The following is a 16,123-nucleotide window of genomic DNA, read 5'->3' as shown; positions in this document are numbered from 1 at the left end:
TTGAGGTGGGGAGGGATCCTTTTATGCGCTCTTAGCCTGATACTGTTTTTCAGATAATACGCCGCTAAATATCCAGCGCCTTGCGGTAGGAGTTGAGGCGCTTAGCTTCCAGCTGCACAGGGGCAACCACGCAGGACTGCACCGCCTTCTCGACACCGGTCTGCAGGCGACCTCGCAGCTTACGTCTGTAGTAGCGTGAGCCCATGGCGGTGAGCAATCTGCCCACCCCCGCCGAAGCGATGCCAAGGAGTATGCCCAGCAGCAGAAGCAGGGTCGGCAGGGGTACCGGGGAGCCTTCGGGGGTCGGGGCGGGCGGTAGCTGAATCTGCAGGTACGCCATGCCGGAGATGAGTGTCAGCCATCCGACGCCTACCAGGGCACTCAGTAGCGCGATCCACTGCAGCGCGTTGAAGAGGACCCAGGGGGCGCGGGTACGGCCCAGACCGTAGTCGATGCGCATCATGTCCCGTTCGAGCAGTTCGGGTAGATCCGCCTCGCGGGAGAGAGCGGCTTCCTTCATACTGCGCTTCCACGGGTCTTCGACGCGGTCCGCCATCTGATTGCTGTATTGGCGCACGGCGTTCGCCATGCCTGCCTTCTGTGCGGCGCTCAGCGGGGGTAGCGAGGATGCCACCAGCTCGGGTGCATTCTCACTATCGGAGCCAAGCATACCCGAGGATTTCTCCGCCTTAGACGCGCTCTTCGTTTCGTCCTGCTGCCCCAAGTGCAGGCGGCGCAGGGGGTCAGCTTTCAGACGGCTCATCCAGCGGGTGAGGATCCAGCCGGTGTGCTGACCTGCGGCGCGACGGTAGGAGGCGGTTGCCGCCTGCAAAACCTGCTCTGCCTGGCTGGAAGTGTAGCACGCCTTCGCGAGCTTCTGTTCCGCTTCGAGGGCGTAGGCTCCGGCGAGCACGGCTCCCTCTCCCCCGGCATAGGTGCGCAGCTGGGATGCAGTGGCGTGCAGCTGTGCGTCGGTTCGTTGGAGGGATAGGCTCTTGGCGGCAGCTACCTGCGCGAGCAGGTCGCGTAGCACGTCGACGCCCTCACCGGTTCGTGCGGAAACGGCGATGGGTGCGGCGAGCAGGTGCGCTTCGGTGCCCTCAGCCTGAAGCAGGCGGGTGAAGGATGCGAGCACGGCGGGCACCTCGGCAGGTGCAAGCTTGTCTGCCTGGTTGAGCACGCAGAGTGCTTGCGCGCCGGAGGCGGCAAGCGGCACCATGAAGTCGCGGTGGATAACGGCGTCGGCGTATTTTTGGGGGTCGACTACCCAGACGAGTACGTCCACATAGCGCATCATGCGGGCGGCGAGGTCGCGGTTCGTGGTGGTGACTGAGTCAAAGTCGGGCATGTCCAGCAGAATGAGGCCGCCGGTGCGGGTACGCATTTCGCCGCGTCCGCCTGCTGCGCGGCGTATGCGGTTGAAGAGTCCGGGTGCCGGTTCGGTGACGGCGTTGGGTGCCGCCGCTCCCCCGGCTGCTTTATTGTTTCCGCCTGCTTCATTCCCCTCGGATACGTTTCCTTCGGCCGCGAGCGCCTGAGTTTGCGGGTAGACGCGCTTGTCAATGCCGAGCCAATCGAGCAGTTCTTCGCTGCCTTCTGCCTCCCAGATTGCCGCCTGCACGGTGCAGGTGGTCGGGCGCGTGGGGGCAGAGAGGGCGATACTCTGCCCGGCGATAGCGTTAAATAGCGTGGATTTGCCGCTACCGGTTGCACCGAAGAAGCCGATGACGGTGTGTTCGGTGGAGAGTTCGCGGCGCTGGCTGAGGCGTTCGAGGGTTTCTGCGGCGTCGAACAGCACGGTTTCGGGGACCCGTCCTTCACCGTAGCTAATGGCATCCTTCAGGGATGCAACGGAGCGCGCGAAGGGCGAGGACGCCACGACAGAGGTGGCGCCTCGCTCCGCGTTGCGCTCAGCGGCTTTGTTCTCGAGTTTCTTCTCGGGGGTAGTCATAGTGTATTTTTCTTCGTCTGTGGTGCGCGGTGAGGTGGTGCGCGGTGGAGATGATCTGGTGACAGGCGGTTGACCGCGCTACCCCGACTATGCTGTAGCCGACCAGGGGGTCTGCACATTCTTTGCCTGGGCAGCTTGGCTCTGCGCGCTCATTTCTGCGGCGATTTTCTGCACCTGCTCCGCCGCACGATGAATGTCCTCAGCCTCAGCCTGCGGGTCGGTTTCTTCGAGTACAGCAGTGAAGGGCTGAGCATGCTCGGTGAGCAGATCCGCCATGCGTTCGAGCAGGTCGGTGCGGGCGCGGGTTGCCATGCGGCGCACCGCGTCTTCACCAAAGATGGACTCGAGCAGCTTGGTGCCGACCACGCCGCTACTGCCCGCAATACCCGCTTCAATACCGGTAATGCCGCCTGTGAGGCTGAACGCGGCGACCATGAGTATCACGGCGGTGGCGTTCACACCCAGGGAGAGGAAGCGGGCGCGTTTGCGCTTGTCGGCGCCTTCTTTGCGGATCATTTCGAGGACGGAGCCCTGCCAAAGGCGAATCTGCTCGGCAACGGCTGCGGAGAAGATGTCGTCGGCGGACTGCACCTCACCCTTAGCTTCTGCATTCTGTTTGGACGCGGCAGAGACAGTCTGTGGCACATCCAGGCGCGCAACTAGCGAGCGCCCGGCGCGGCTGGCACGCCAGCGGGTGCGGGTGTTTTCGGAGGCGCGGGCGGCTGCATCCAGCACGACGGCGTGGATGCCACTTTCGAGGGCGTCTTCTACCTTCTGGGCAGCGGCGGGCTGACCGCGCAGGGCGGAGCCGACGCGATCGCGCAGGCGACCGATGGTACTGTCGAGGGATCGGAAGAAGTCGCCGGTTCCCACGAAGTCGTGCCAGCGTGAGAGTACTTCGCCGCGTAGCAAGGAGCCATCGGAGAGGGCACCGTCGATGGTCGTCAGCGCCTCTTCGTATTCTTCGGCTGCGATGGCGGCAAGCGACTGGTGTGCCACCTGCTGACGTGCCTGTTCGGCGGCGAGCACCTGCAGGTTACCGGCGAGGGTTTCGACGGCACCGGCGAGGGTCTGCCGGGCGATGGCGGCGCGGGCGGGCGCGTCGGCGCCGAGTTCGCGGATCCACAGGGTCAGCGGGGCAAGGCTGACGGGTGCGAGCATGCCGCTTTCATCGCGCGGCTGTTCGGTGACGGTGTGAATCAGTACGGCGTGGATTCCGGCCTCGTCGAGCATGCGTCGCAGGTCTTTTTCGATGGCTTCTTCATCACCTTCGGGCACGCGGTTGAGCACCACGACAATAGCGATGGAGCGTGCGGCTGCTTGGTGGAGTAGTTCCCAGGGCACGGCGTCGGCGTAGCGGTTGGCGGTGGTGACGAAGAGCCACAGGTCAGCGGCGGAGAGTAGCTCCTTGGCGAGGGTCCGGTTTTCCTCGGAGACGGAGTCGATATCGGGTGCGTCAATAAGCGCGATGCCCTGTGGTAGTGCCGAGGTGGTAATAGGAATGAGGGCGCGCGCAATCTTCGGGTCGAGGCCGGGTAGTGCCTGCACTCCTGCGTTCATGCCGGAGGTGCGGGTGCGCGGCAGGGTGGGTAGGAAGCGTTCGGGTGACAGAGCCTCCTCATCTTCTGCGCGGTGCAGGAGTACGGGGTGGCGGGTGGTGGGTCGAATCGCACCGGACTGGGTGAGCGGCTCGCCGAGCAGGGTATTGACGAGGGTGGATTTGCCGGCACCGGTGGAGCCTCCGACCACGATGGTGAGGGGGTTGTCGACGCTGGCGCTACGCGGCAGGATGTAGTCATCAAGTTGGCGTGCCATGGCGGCGAGCAGGGTGCGCGCGGTGGCGGTGCCGTGCTCGCCGGTGCCGTCGTGGGTGACGGTGTAGGGCGCGCCAGGGGTTTCGCCGGCTTCTACGTCGAGTGGGAGGGGGATTCGAGTGAGCAGTTCGCGAGCTGCTTTGAGCTGCGCATAGTCAGTGGTAGTCACAGCGCTATTGTCCCATAGGGCGCACCTGCTTCATGCCATGTTTGGGTGTTGGCGCGCCGCCATCTTCTTACTCTCACATCTGGTACAGCTTTGAGTGCGCCCGCAAGCGCGTGCAGCAACACTGCAGATTCTCATTCTCATTCAGTAGTAGAGCCGTCCCCCCCATCTCAGCACCACAAGGTTCTCAGGAGGTACGGTCAAACTCCTAGCGTAGGGTCCCTAGCATTCGCCAGGTAGAGCCCCTGCAGTTATCGGCTTTGGATGGCTGGTTTCTACGAATAACCACCCCTGTGGCTAACTCTGAACCATCCACGAATACTCCGAGTGCACAGCCAACACCTCACATGAGCAGCCTCTCGAAGGCGACTCGTTACATTCGTGACTCAGCCTAAAGCTTCTTTCCATCCGTGCCTTGAAGAACCCTCCATATTGGGTGATATGAGGCACGGATGAGGGCTTTTATTTGTGTGCCACGCGCGAAATCTATAGGCTAGGGCTAGATGAGGTCGGCCCATTTTCGTCTCAATCCGTCTCTACCCGCCCCGCGGGTGACTGCTTCGCACCCTCCTGTAGGGGCGTGATGTTAGGCTGAGGATTAGGATGTGAGCCCTTCACTTATCACCGATATTTCCGCATCACAGCACATTCAAGGGGATCACTATGATTCACAGCCGCCGCCACTTTATCGCGCTCACGGGCACCGCTGCCATGGGTACTATGCTTGCCGCTTGCGGTTCCAAGAAGACTGCGGAGGCGACCGCCTCCCCCACTGCTTCCGCTTCGATTGCGGGTGCCTACGACAACCTGTCGGGCGAGTTGAAGTGGACCAAGTACATTCCCGGTCATGGTGCAGCTCCGATGAGCAGTACCGATCCGGAAACCGGTCAGGTGTACACGATTGAGCCTACTGCCGGTCCTGCTAGCACAGATTCTAAGGCAAGTGCTGTGCCCATCCCCATTGAGGATGAGAGCATGTACGACAAGAACGCCCGCGGTCTGCGTGCCACTTTCGCGTATTTTGCGGCGGCGGTGAACTATGCCCGTATGACCGGTGAACCCGGTCCGGCTCTGCAGGTGGTGCATGAGCATAATTCTGTTCAGCGTGCTTCTTTAGAGAAGCTGCGTGCGTTCTATGCGCCCGGCACGAACTGGTTGGTTGATGGCGAGTGGACTTTCCGTCTGACCGAGAAGCAGCCGACTATTCGCGGTACTAAGTATTCGTGGGCGTGTTCTGTTACTCAGGCGCACGGCTTGCAGGTTGAGAAGTCGACGAACGCTACCAAGCCCCTGGAAAATACTGAGGCTGCGGAGACCACTGCTCTGTACGCTGAGTACGATGAGGAGGCGAAGCGCTGGTTGGTGATTGCGCCTCAGCAGTATGATCCTGCGTTGACTCCGAAGCCTACTCAGACTCCGCGTGCTCAGCCTTCTTCGACCTATACCCCGACGGTGACTGATGACAGCACCGTGGCGGCTAATGGTGGCGCGAACGACGGTGCGAACACCTCGGGTAACAGTGCCGCGCAGGGTACCACAAATAATGGTGCTGCGCAGGCGCCTGCCGCCCAAAACAGTGGTGGACAGAACGGCGGCGCACGACTGGACACCGGCTCCCAGAATGGTGCGGCGCAGAATAGTGGCGCGCAGAACGGTGGAGCACAGGATCCTCAGCCTGCCGTTGCGACGGCTCAACCGAGTGTAGCTCCCGGCGCTCCTGAACCCGGTGTTGCTCAGCCCGGTGCCGCTGGTGCAGATACTGCTCCCGCCGGGGGCGCCCAGTAGCCCCTCCGCTATAGACAATGAACGCGTCCTCTCCTTCACTATGTCCTGTGCCCCTTCGCTGCCCTGCTGCCACTGGTTGCGGTAAGTTCGCTGATGGGCGGCATATCACGCTCAATCGAGCGGTGGTACACACGGGTGTGAAGGCGAGGGCGCGTTATACTTAGGACTGTCTCTAGAGGGATATCCGCGTGTGATATCCGTTCGACGAGGCACACTCTCACTCGTCTCTCACCTGAGATTCTCACCTGAAAGGTACTCCGTGGCGCTTTTCCCTTTGACCTCTGGGCTTTCTGGTAGTTCCGCTACCGGCATCAGCCGCCGTTCTGCTCTGCGTTACGCCGGTGCGGGCGTTGCAGGCGTGTCATTGAGCGCCCTGCTGGTTGCCTGCGGTGGCTCTTCCCCCACCACCGAGGACACTGACGTGAATACCCCTCAGTTTTCCTCCTCTGCTTCTTCGCGCACTGACTTTAGCGGCGAGGTAACCTTCGATAACTATGAGAATAAGGGCATTTTCGTTCCGGCGACTGAGTCTGCTCCCGCACAGAACGTGCCGGTCCCGAAGCGCCCGCCGAGCGCTTCGGAGAACTCGGTGCAGGGTCTGTACGATTCGATTGCGTTTGTGTATGCGGCGATTAACTACCTGGTGTTGACCGGTGATGCAGCTCCGCTACGTGAGTCGAAGGCTGATGAGAAGTTCGTTGCGTCGTTCTCATCGTTCATGGATGAGTCGGATGAAAGCTCACAGGTGCGTAATTGGTTTGTGTCGCCGAAGGTGACGATGTCTGCATTCACTGCTGTTCCGACCTTGGTGAAGAAGAGCGTGCAGTGGACTTTCGATCTGGTGATTGATTTGGGTCCGACCGTTGTGGTTGAGGGCGCTCCTGCGGAGATGTCTGAGAAGGTTCGCCGCACTGAGCGTGGCCTGGTGGTTACAGGTGTACGCGACGATAATGATTGGACTTTGACTATTCAGGACGAGTATGAGGCTCAGGCTTCAGCTCAGCCTAAGAATGGTGGCGCTAACTTCGGTAATGCTGGCAATTCCGGTACCTCCGGTAATGGCGGAAATTCTAATGGTGACAACCTTTAAGCCCTCAGATGGATGAGGCATCATGCCCTAACTCGCACTCGGGTTAGGGCATGATCTGTTTTACTCTGGTAGTAACGAGCTTTCCTGGATTGAAGGTTTTTCTCTTATGTCTTCTTTTTCTCAGTCTTCTCTCTCTCGCCGCTCCCTGCTGCGCCTGGGTCTGGGCGTTTCTGCTGTTGCTGGTTCTGCAGCACTGTTGAGCGCTTGCAGTTCGGGTGGATCTAGCCGCCAGTCTGGTTCTCAGGGCGGTAACCTGAACGGTTCTAAGTCGAGCACTAACCCGAATGGGTACAGTGATGATGGTCAGAACTATTCGGGTCTGGTGGAGTACACCCACTATGAGGGCACGCTGAGTTATGAGCAGGGGGCGGTGGAGCATCCGCCGCGTAATGCTCCGAAGCCGAAGGTGACTGATGCTCTGTCGGTAAATACGGTGACGGGTTTCCATGAAGCAATTGCTTATTTTGCGGCGGCCATGGATTATCTAGTGAAGACCGGTAGCACGGATGCGTTCTCGACCGGCATTCTGCTGTCGTCAAAGACTCGCTCGGAGGTGGATGCTCTGTCGGCTTCTATTCTTGCGGGTGTGGAGAAGGGGTCCTGGTATGTGAATCCGTCGGCTTCCTATGCGCTTTCGAGTGCGCAGCCGTCCATTATGAGTGATGGCAATCTGCTGTTTAAAGCCAAGTACACTCTGGACTTCGGTACGGATGCGGTGGCTGAGGGCAAGATTCAGCCGGTGGTCACCTCCGCGAGTATTTCTACTGAGCCTACTGAGTCTTCTGAGGATGCGCTGGTGTCTGATGCGCCGTCCCCCACTGCTTCTGCGACGGCGGCGGATCCGGTTTCTCAGGTGACGGTTCAGGAGTGCGATTTCCGCGGCCGCTACCATGCTGATTCTAAGATGTGGGAGCTGAGCGTAGCGTACGGTACGACACTCCAGGGAGGCGCTACTCAGGGCACCGCGAGCGCAGCGGTATCCGGCGCAGCATCTGCTTCCGAGTCTGTTTCGGGTTCTGCTGAAGCTTCTGTTGAGGCTTCCGCCACCTCCGCGGCGTGATAGTTCGTCATAACACTTTTATCTGCGAGGCGCTTCTCACGCTTCGCTTGACTCAACTCTGTATCCTGTTGGGTTTGCGGCTAAACTGGTTACAATCACCGACTGACTGAAAGGTATCACTATGTCCGAGAACCTGACCCGCCGCGCGGCGCTGGGTGTGCTGGGTGTCAGCTCCATGGCTTTGCTGGCGGCTTGTGGCTCTAAGACTACTTCTGAGGCGTCTGCTTCCGCTTCTGGCTCTGAGAGTGCTTCTGCATCGGCTTCTGAGTCTGCCGCCACCTCGCCCTCTGCATCTGCGTCTGCGTCGGCTACCACAGCGAATTCTCCGCTTCCTAACGACAATAAGGATTACAGCGGCGTAGCGAAGCTGGAGAATATGGAGGAGCACGGCGAGTACCAGCCGGGTAACGCTGAGCACCCACCACAGAATGTTCCCTCCCCGATCGTTCCGGAGACCATGCACCAGAACTCGGTGGCTGGCTTCGCGGCGGCTCTGGCGTACTTCGGTGCGGCATTTGAGTACCTGCTGCGTACCGGCGATATGCGCTATATGAACGAGGTCAGCACCGACCAGGAGACCCTGACTGCGATGAAGAAGTACGCGGACTCCACCAAGGCAGGTATTGACGAGAAGAAGACTTGGTACGTGAACCCGACCGCTACTTTGACCATTGGTACCAAGCAGCCGGTTCTGGCGCAGGGCGCGTACAACTGGACCGTGACTCTGAACGTGGATCTGGGTGAGAGGCTGTTCAAGGATGGTAAGGAGCAGACCGTGGCGGCTGATAAGCGTCACGTGAAGATGTTCGGTGAGTCTGTTGGCCGTTACTTGAACAACAAGTGGGATTTGCACATGGACATCAACTAGTCCTCTGGACTGGTTTTCTCCTCCGCTTTTGCATCTTTTCCATCTCAGGATGCGGTTTTTCACTGTTTTTCCATTGATGGCAAAATTTATGGCTCCAGATTGCGGTGAACAGAGTTCATCACTCCTCTTATACATTGAGGTTGTCTTTTGGGGTACATAATGTTTCTAGAGCGCCGCACATGCATCATCCTTTGTTGAGAAAGGGGTTGTGCGGCGCTTTTCTGTACCCTCTTCCCTGAACCTCGTTCCTTGAGGTTTTTCTTTGGCATTATTACGAACTGTGACTGCAGGTTTAAACCTGTTGCTGGCGAGTAGTAGAGTTGCCACGTAACCGATTATTCATTATGGAGACCCCCGACGCGGCCGGCCTCCCCCAAGCTCACAAAGGAGAGCACCCCATGGCAAAGATTCTCAACAGCATTGTTGAAGCAACCGGCCAGACCCCCCTGGTTAAACTGAACCGACTGGACGAGGGTCTTCCCGGTAACGTAGCGGTCAAGCTTGAGTTCTACAACCCCGCAGGCTCGGTCAAGGACCGTATCGGTCGCGCCATCATTGACGCCGCTGAGAAGTCGGGCGCGCTGAAGCCCGGCGGCGCCATTGTTGAGGGTACTTCCGGTAACACCGGTATTGCATTGGCTATGGTTGGTGCTGCTCGCGGTTACCGCGTCATCCTGACCATGCCGGAGACCATGTCTGCTGAGCGTCGCGTGCTGCTGCGTGCTTACGGTGCTCAGATTGTGCTGACCCCCGGTACCGAGGGTATGCGCGGTGCTGTGGAGAAGGCTAAGGAAATCGTTGCGACCACTGAGAACGCTATCCTGGCCTCCCAGTTCTCTAACGAGGCAAACCCCACTATTCACTACAACACCACCGGCCCGGAGATTTGGGAAGCAACCGACGGTAAGGTCGACATTTTCGTGGCGGGTATTGGCACCGGCGGCACCATCTCCGGTGCAGGCAAGTACCTGAAGGAGCAGAACCCGGACGTGAAGGTTGTTGCGGTTGAGCCGAAGGACTCCCCGCTACTCTCCGAGGGTCGAGTTGGTCCCCACAAGATTCAGGGCCTGGGCGCTAACTTCGTTCCCGACACCCTGGACCGCGGCATCTACGATTCAGTGACTCCGGTCAGCGCTGAGGACGCTATGCGCACCTCCCGTCTGCTGGCTACCCAGGAAGGTATTCTGGGCGGTATTTCTTCCGGCGCGGCTGTCTGGGCTGCTCTGGAGGAGGCTAAGAAGTCTGAGAACAAGGACAAGCTAATTGTGGCTATCGTTCCCGACTTCGGTGAGCGTTACATCTCTACCGCGCTGTACGAGGATATCCGCGGCTAATTGAGCTTCTGAGCCCCGGGAGGGGCTTATAGCACTACGCCCCGTCTACCGGTTACACCCGGCGGGCGGGGCATTTGTGCATCCTTGCGGTGTTTCTTGTGACCGCTTACCTGAGAGGGTTTTACTCCCGCAGTGAACCGTCGCCCCGTATTCTTTGCCGTATCCCCGCTGAGGGTCGCGGCGGAAATAGCCGAAAGGGTCCCGTTGTTGGTACCTTTGGAAGGGTCGCATACACAGAACACGACCGATGAGGGAAAGGGAACCCATGAGTTTTATTGCGCGTCTGCGTGAAGATATTGAGAACGTCCGCCAGCACGACCCTGCTGCGCGCGGCGCTGTCGAGATTGCGCTGAACTATTCGGGCATGCACGCCATTTGGGTTCACCGTCTGACCCACAAACTCTGGCAGAAGGATGAGACGAAGGCTCTGGCTCGTACTCTCTCGCAGTTTGCTCGTTTTTTGACCGGTGTGGAGATTCACCCCGGCGCGACCATTGGCCGCCGTTTCTTCATCGATCACGGCATGGGCATTGTCATTGGTGAAACCGCTGAGGTCGGTGACGACGTGATGCTGTACCACGGCGTGACTCTGGGCGGTCGTTCCCTGGAGAAGGTGAAGCGTCACCCCACCATTGGTGACCGCGTGACCATTGGTGCCGGCGCTAAGGTGCTGGGTCCGGTGGTTATTGGTGCCGATAGCGCTATTGGTGCGAACGCCGTGGTGGTCAACGATCACCCCGCCGATTCGATTATTACCGGTATTCCGGCGAAGCACCGCCCGCGTACCCCGGAGAAGAAGAAGCCCCTGGTGGATGCTGTGGAGTATATTGACCCCGCCATGTGGATTTAGCGCTTGTTAGCGTTTTGAGGCGGTAGAGGCGCACCTGGAGGCTCCTAGCTAGGTTCTTACAGGTCTTCCCCCGCTATACCCTAAAGATGCCCCTGACCCATCTCGCCCTGACCCATCTCGGTGGCGTCCTATATCAAGACATAAAAGCCCGCCTTTGGTTGGATTCTCATCCAGCCGAAGGCGGGCTTTGACGTATTCAGCTACGGGAGCTTAGTGAACGTGAATGTCCGCTGCGTTCACCTCGGAGCGGTCAGCGCTCCACATAGTGTGGAAGGCGCCCTCTTCGTCAATACGACCGTAGGTGTGCGCGCCGAAGAAGTCACGCTGACCCTGAATCAGGGATGCGGGCAGGCGGTCGCGGCGCAGGCCGTCGTAGTAAGACAGTGCGGATGCGAACACCGGCACGGGGATGCCCAGTGCGGTTGCCTTAGCCACCACGCGACGCCAGGAAGGAACGAGCTCCTCCATGAGGTTCTTGAACGCCGGTGCGAGCAGCATGTTCGCGGGAGCCTCATCAGCGTAAGCAGCCATGATGTCGCCCAGCAGCTCGGCGCGAATGATGCAGCCTGCACGCCACAGCGATGCAATGGTGTCCAGCTTCAGGTCCCAGCCGTATTCCTTACCTGCACGGGTGAGCAGGTCCATGCCCTGTGCGTACGCGACGAGCTTGGAGGCGAAGAGTGCGCGGCGCACATCCTCAACGAACTCGGGGTCGCCTGCACCGATGCCGGTGGTTGCGATCAGGCCCGCGGGCAGTTCGCGCTGTGCCTGCTCGCGCTGCTCACGCTCGGAGGAGGAGAGGGCGCGTGCGAACACGGACTCTGCGATAGCTGAGACGGGGGAACCGAGGTCCAGGCCAGCCTTAGCGGTCCACAGACCGGTACCCTTCTGGCCCGCTGCGTCAACAATAACGTCGACCAGGGGCTTGCCAGTCTTTGCGTCTACCTGTGCGAGCACCTCTGCGGTGATTTCAATCAGGTAGGAGCTCAGGTCGCCTTCGTTCCAGGTCTTGAAGATTTCTGCCTGCTGTGCCGGCTCAATGCCTGCGATGGAGCGCAGAATGTCGTAAGCTTCGCCGATGACCTGCATGTCAGCGTACTCGATGCCGTTGTGGACCATCTTCACGAAGTGGCCCGCACCGTCGGTGGAGATCCATGCGCAGCAGGGTGCGCCGTCCTGAGGTGCCTTCGCTGCGATCTTTTCGAGCAGCGGGCCCAGGTGCTTGTAGGACTCTGCGGAGCCGCCGGGCATCATGGAGGGGCCCCAGAGAGCACCCTCTTCGCCACCGGAGACGCCAACGCCTACGAAGTGCAGACCCTTTTCAGCCAGGGCGCGCTCGCGACGGATGGTGTCGGGGAAGTGGGAGTTACCGCCGTCGATAATAATGTCGCCTTCATCGAGCATGGGGGTGAGCTGTTCGATCACTGCATCGACGGGTGCGCCCGCCTTGACCATAATCAGGATGCGGCGGGGAGACTCGAGGGAGTCAACAAGTTCCTGCAGGGACTCGGTACGGATGAAGTCGCCGTCTGCGCCGTGCTCAGCCAGCAGTGCGTCGGTCTTCTCTACGGAACGGTTGTGCAATGCCACGGTGTAGCCGTTACGTGCCAGGTTGCGGGCGAGGTTTGCGCCCATGACAGCAAGGCCGGTGACACCAATCTGTGCCTTCTTGTTTTCAGTCATGTATATAAGGATACGCGCTTAGGGCAGACTATATATAGGTGGAGTGCAGTTTTATACCCCGGGGGCTGGCGCTGCCGACCGGATTTTCTTCTGAACCCTTGAGTGAAGTGTTTTTAACCTCTGAGCGAAACATTCTGGGGGGCCTGTACGAGGGTAAACAAAAACCCCGGTACCTTGCGGTACCGGGGTTAGCGGTGGGTCCTACCGGGATCGAACCGATGACATCCACGGTGTAAACGTGGCGCTCTACCAGCTGAGCTAAAGACCCATAGTTCTCACTGTTTCGTTTCCGTTCCAGTGGCGAACACAAGAAAAGACTATACGGACTTCTGGAGCAACATGCAAATCCTGAATACGTGTTCTATATCTCAGTATTTTTTTCATTTTCCCACGATACCCAACACTAAGCCACAGTAAGCCATGGCAAGCCATGTTGGGCCACTACCTTTTAGGCAGGCCATACCCCTTCATTCCGCGCCATTCCGCCAAGCCCATCATTCCGCGCTATTTAGGTGCAAAAATACCTTAACCAGTACTTTTGATGCGCGTATTTTCCACCCAGATTGTCACAATGCGAAACCCACATCACAAAAACCTTCATTTGAGACCAAGAGGAGCACCTTTAGGTCTAAGATAGTAGAGATAAGAAGCGAAGCAGGTCTCTTTGATCTACATCGCTTAAACATAAAGATTGTTCGACATCGCAACAAGGCGGGGCGGGCAATCTCACAACCGCACAGAAGAGAGGTTGGATTAGTTTGGCTAACGTACCGAACGAGCACTCCCTGAGCACCCTTCTTGATGGCCTCAAGGACATCGACGTAGAAGAGACCCAGGAATGGGCCGAGTCCCTCGAGGACCTTATCAAGACTCACGGCACCGAGCGTGCAGAGTACATCCTTCGCGCACTGCTCAAGGAAGCTGGTGAGAAGGGCGTAAAGGTTCCGACTCTGGTCAAGACCGACTACATCAACACCATCCCCGCAGACCAGCAGCCCGAGTACCCCGGTGATGAGGAACTCGAGCGCCAGTACCGCGCATGGATTCGTTGGAACGCAGCAATTATGGTTCAGCGTGCCCAGAAGAAGGGCATCGGCGTTGGTGGCCACATCTCCACCTTCGCAGGTGTTGCTGACCTCTACGAAATGGGCCAGAACCACTTCTTCCGCGGCCGTAACCACCCCGGTGGCGGTGACCAGGTCTTCTTCCAGGGTCACTCCTCCCCCGGTGTCTACTCCCGCGCATTCGTTGAAGGCGTCCTGACCGAAGAGCAGATGGACGGCTTCCGCCAGGAGAAGACCAAGGGCGCAAACGGTATTCCTTCGTACCCGCACCCCCGTTGCATGCCTGAGTTCTGGCAGTTCCCGACTGTGTCTATGGGTCTGGGCCCGCTGAACGCAATCCACCAGGCATCCTTCAACAAGTACCTGCACAACCACAAGATCAAGGACACCTCCGAGCAGCACGTCTGGGCATTCCTGGGCGATGGCGAAATGGACGAGCCCGAGTCGCGTGGTGCACTGCAGCTGGCTGCAAACGAGCACCTGGACAACCTGACCTTCGTCGTCAACTGCAACCTGCAGCGTCTGGACGGCCCCGTTCGCGGTAACGGCAAGATCGTTCAGGAGCTTGAGGCATTCTTCCGCGGCGCAGGCTGGCACGTTATCAAGGTCCTGTGGGGCTCTGACTACGACGAGCTGCTCAAGAAGGACAAGAGCGGCAAGCTCATCCAGCTGATGAACGAAACCCTCGACGGTGACTACCAGACCTTCCGCGGCGAAGACGGCGGCTACATCCGCGAGCACTTCTTCGGCAAGTACCCCGAGACCAAGGAACTGGTTGCAGACCTGACCGACGAGCAGATCTTCAACCTGCGCCTGGGTGGCCACGACGACAAGAAGATCTACGCAGCCTACAAGGAAGCTATGGAGACCAAGGGCAAGCCCACCGTCATCCTGGCACAGTCCATTAAGGGTGCGGAGCTCGGCCCGTTCTTCGAGGCACGTAACTCCACCCACCAGATTAAGAAGTTCACCATGGAAGCACTGAAGGGCTTCCGTGACCACCTGAACATCCCCATCTCCGACGAGGAGCTGGAGAAGGATCTGTACAACCCGCCGTACTACCTGCCCGAGGCAAGCCACCCGGCACTGCAGTACATGCAGGCACGCCGTAAGGAGCTCGGCGGTTACATCCCCGGCCGTGCAAACGCACAGCCCGAGATTACTCTGCCCGAGTCCAAGGTCTACGCACAGACCAAGAAGGGCTCCGGCAAGCAGACCGCTGCTACCACCATGGCGTTCGTCCGCCTGATGAAGGACCTCATGCGTGTGAAGGGCTTCGGTCACCGTATCGTTCCCATCACCCCCGATGAGGCACGTACCTTCGGTATGGACTCCTTCTTCCCGTCCGCTAAGCTGTACAACCCCAACGGCCAGAACTACGTGCCCGTTGACCACCAGCTCATGCTGACCTACACCGAGTCCCCCGAGGGCCAGATCGTTCACGTGGGTATTAACGAGGCAGGCGCATCCGCAGCGTTCACCGCTATCGGTACCTCCTACGACACCCACGGCGAGCCGATGATTCCGATCTACATCTTCTACTCGATGTTCGGTTTCCAGCGCACCGGCGACTCCTTCTGGGCAGCAGGCGACCAGCTCTGCCGCGGCTTCGTCATCGGTGCAACCGCAGGTCGTACCACCCTGTCCGGTGAGGGCCTGCAGCACGCTGACGGTCACTCCCCGGTCCTGGCGTCCACCAACCCGGCGTTCAAGATCTACGACCCGGCATACGGCTACGAGATTGCGCACATCATGGAGCGCGGTATCGAGCAGATGTACGGCACCAAGGACGAAGACCACAACGTCATGTACTACCTGACCGTGTACAACGAGCCGATTCACCAGCCTGCTGAGCCGGCAAACGTTGACGTTGAGGGCATCATCAAGGGTATCCACAAGATCAGCGAGTCCCCGCTGACCTCCGGCCCCAAGGCACAGTTGCTGGCATCCGGCGTTGCTGTTCCGTGGATCGAGAAGGCTCAGAAGCTGCTGGCTGAGGACTGGGGCGTCTCCGCAGACGTCTGGTCCGTCACCTCGTGGACCGAGCTGCGCCGCGACGGCATTGCCGCTGAGGAAGAGGCTCTACTGAACCCGAACCAGCCCGCTCGCGTTCCTTACGTGACCCAGAAGCTGGCAGGCGCTGCTGGCCCGATCGTCGCGACCACCGACTTCTCCTCGGATGTTCCCGACCAGATCCGCCAGTTCGTTCCGAACGACTTCGCAACCCTGGGTGCTGACGGCTTCGGCTTCGCAGACACTCGCCCGGGTGCACGTCGCTTCTTCCACATCGATGCAGAGTCGGTTGTTGTCCGCACCCTGCAGATGCTGGCAAAGCGCGGCGAGGTTGCAGCAGACGTCCCCGCGAAGGCATTCGCTAAGTACGACCTGCTGAACGTGAACGCTAACTCCGAGCTGGAGCAGCACTAAGCATTTAGCTGTAGAACCCCGGTTCTGCGTT

Annotated in this window: 10 protein-coding genes and 1 tRNA gene; 7 read left to right on the top strand and 4 right to left on the bottom strand. The window is 59.4% G+C overall.

Features of this window, described 5'->3' with window-relative positions; genetic code table 11:
• Nucleotides 1–64: 64 nt before the first annotated feature.
• Together QFX07_RS03470 and QFX07_RS03465 are read right to left on the bottom strand one after the other, a co-directional pair.
• A complete protein-coding gene (locus QFX07_RS03470) occupies nucleotides 65–1,951 on the bottom strand; it encodes a GTPase (protein ID WP_279754166.1) in 1,887 nt (628 codons plus the stop codon).
• Between the two features lie 87 nt (nucleotides 1,952–2,038).
• Nucleotides 2,039–3,934 (bottom strand): dynamin family protein, encoded by a 1,896-nt coding sequence (locus tag QFX07_RS03465; RefSeq protein WP_279754168.1) that lies wholly within the window; start codon nucleotides 3,932–3,934, stop codon nucleotides 2,039–2,041.
• 660 nt (nucleotides 3,935–4,594) lie between these two features.
• Here QFX07_RS03465 and QFX07_RS03460 point away from each other — a divergent pair.
• The 6 genes from QFX07_RS03460 (at nucleotide 4,595) to epsC (ending at nucleotide 10,918) form a co-directional block, all read left to right on the top strand.
• Nucleotides 4,595–5,716 (top strand): DUF6318 family protein, encoded by a 1,122-nt coding sequence (locus QFX07_RS03460; RefSeq protein WP_279754169.1) that lies wholly within the window; start codon nucleotides 4,595–4,597, stop codon nucleotides 5,714–5,716.
• A gap of 259 nt (nucleotides 5,717–5,975) precedes the next feature.
• On the top strand, nucleotides 5,976–6,806 hold the full coding sequence (locus QFX07_RS03455; protein WP_279754170.1) for a DUF6318 family protein: 831 nt from the start codon (nucleotides 5,976–5,978) through the stop codon (nucleotides 6,804–6,806).
• Nucleotides 6,807–6,912: 106 nt separating this feature from the next.
• Nucleotides 6,913–7,866 (top strand): DUF6318 family protein, encoded by a 954-nt coding sequence (locus QFX07_RS03450; RefSeq protein WP_279754171.1) that lies wholly within the window; start codon nucleotides 6,913–6,915, stop codon nucleotides 7,864–7,866.
• A 121-nt stretch (nucleotides 7,867–7,987) separates the two neighbouring features.
• Complete coding sequence (locus tag QFX07_RS03445) at nucleotides 7,988–8,734, top strand: DUF6318 family protein (protein ID WP_279754172.1); 747 nt, start codon at nucleotides 7,988–7,990, stop codon at nucleotides 8,732–8,734.
• A gap of 398 nt (nucleotides 8,735–9,132) precedes the next feature.
• Nucleotides 9,133–10,068 (top strand): cysteine synthase A, encoded by a 936-nt coding sequence (gene cysK / locus QFX07_RS03440; protein WP_279754173.1) that lies wholly within the window; start codon nucleotides 9,133–9,135, stop codon nucleotides 10,066–10,068.
• Between the two features lie 265 nt (nucleotides 10,069–10,333).
• Nucleotides 10,334–10,918 carry a serine O-acetyltransferase EpsC gene (epsC, locus tag QFX07_RS03435; protein WP_005507433.1) on the top strand — a complete coding sequence of 195 codons (585 nt, stop codon included), beginning with the start codon at nucleotides 10,334–10,336 and terminating at the stop codon, nucleotides 10,916–10,918.
• 210 nt (nucleotides 10,919–11,128) lie between these two features.
• On the opposite strand, the gene gndA is transcribed toward epsC, so the two are convergent.
• Nucleotides 11,129–12,601 carry an NADP-dependent phosphogluconate dehydrogenase gene (gene gndA / locus QFX07_RS03430; protein ID WP_279740232.1) on the bottom strand — a complete coding sequence of 491 codons (1,473 nt, stop codon included), beginning with the start codon at nucleotides 12,599–12,601 and terminating at the stop codon, nucleotides 11,129–11,131.
• 195 nt (nucleotides 12,602–12,796) lie between these two features.
• Nucleotides 12,797–12,869 (bottom strand) — tRNA-Val (locus tag QFX07_RS03425).
• Nucleotides 12,870–13,359: 490 nt separating this feature from the next.
• Between QFX07_RS03425 and aceE the strand changes: the two genes are divergently transcribed.
• Complete coding sequence (aceE, locus tag QFX07_RS03420) at nucleotides 13,360–16,092, top strand: pyruvate dehydrogenase (acetyl-transferring), homodimeric type (protein ID WP_279754174.1); 2,733 nt, start codon at nucleotides 13,360–13,362, stop codon at nucleotides 16,090–16,092.
• The last annotated feature ends 31 nt before the right edge of the window (nucleotides 16,093–16,123 follow it).

Origin of the sequence: Rothia similimucilaginosa (assembly GCF_029850985.2) — a bacterium.
GTDB lineage: Bacteria > Actinomycetota > Actinomycetes > Actinomycetales > Micrococcaceae > Rothia.
This window is presented reverse-complemented; position numbering and strand designations above follow the sequence as displayed.

What these genes read in the sequence shown, in the direction of transcription:
- QFX07_RS03450 (WP_279754171.1), top strand. Translation starts at nt 6,913, where the DNA reads ATGTCTTCTTTTTCTCAGTCTTCTCTCTCTCGCCGCTCCCTGCTGCGC.
- QFX07_RS03445 (WP_279754172.1), top strand. Translation starts at nt 7,988, where the DNA reads ATGTCCGAGAACCTGACCCGCCGCGCGGCGCTGGGTGTGCTGGGTGTC.
- epsC (WP_005507433.1), top strand. Translation starts at nt 10,334, where the DNA reads ATGAGTTTTATTGCGCGTCTGCGTGAAGATATTGAGAACGTCCGCCAG.
- QFX07_RS03470 (WP_279754166.1), bottom strand. Translation starts at nt 1,951, where the DNA reads ATGACTACCCCCGAGAAGAAACTCGAGAACAAAGCCGCTGAGCGCAAC.
- QFX07_RS03460 (WP_279754169.1), top strand. Translation starts at nt 4,595, where the DNA reads ATGATTCACAGCCGCCGCCACTTTATCGCGCTCACGGGCACCGCTGCC.
- cysK (WP_279754173.1), top strand. Translation starts at nt 9,133, where the DNA reads ATGGCAAAGATTCTCAACAGCATTGTTGAAGCAACCGGCCAGACCCCC.
- gndA (WP_279740232.1), bottom strand. Translation starts at nt 12,601, where the DNA reads ATGACTGAAAACAAGAAGGCACAGATTGGTGTCACCGGCCTTGCTGTC.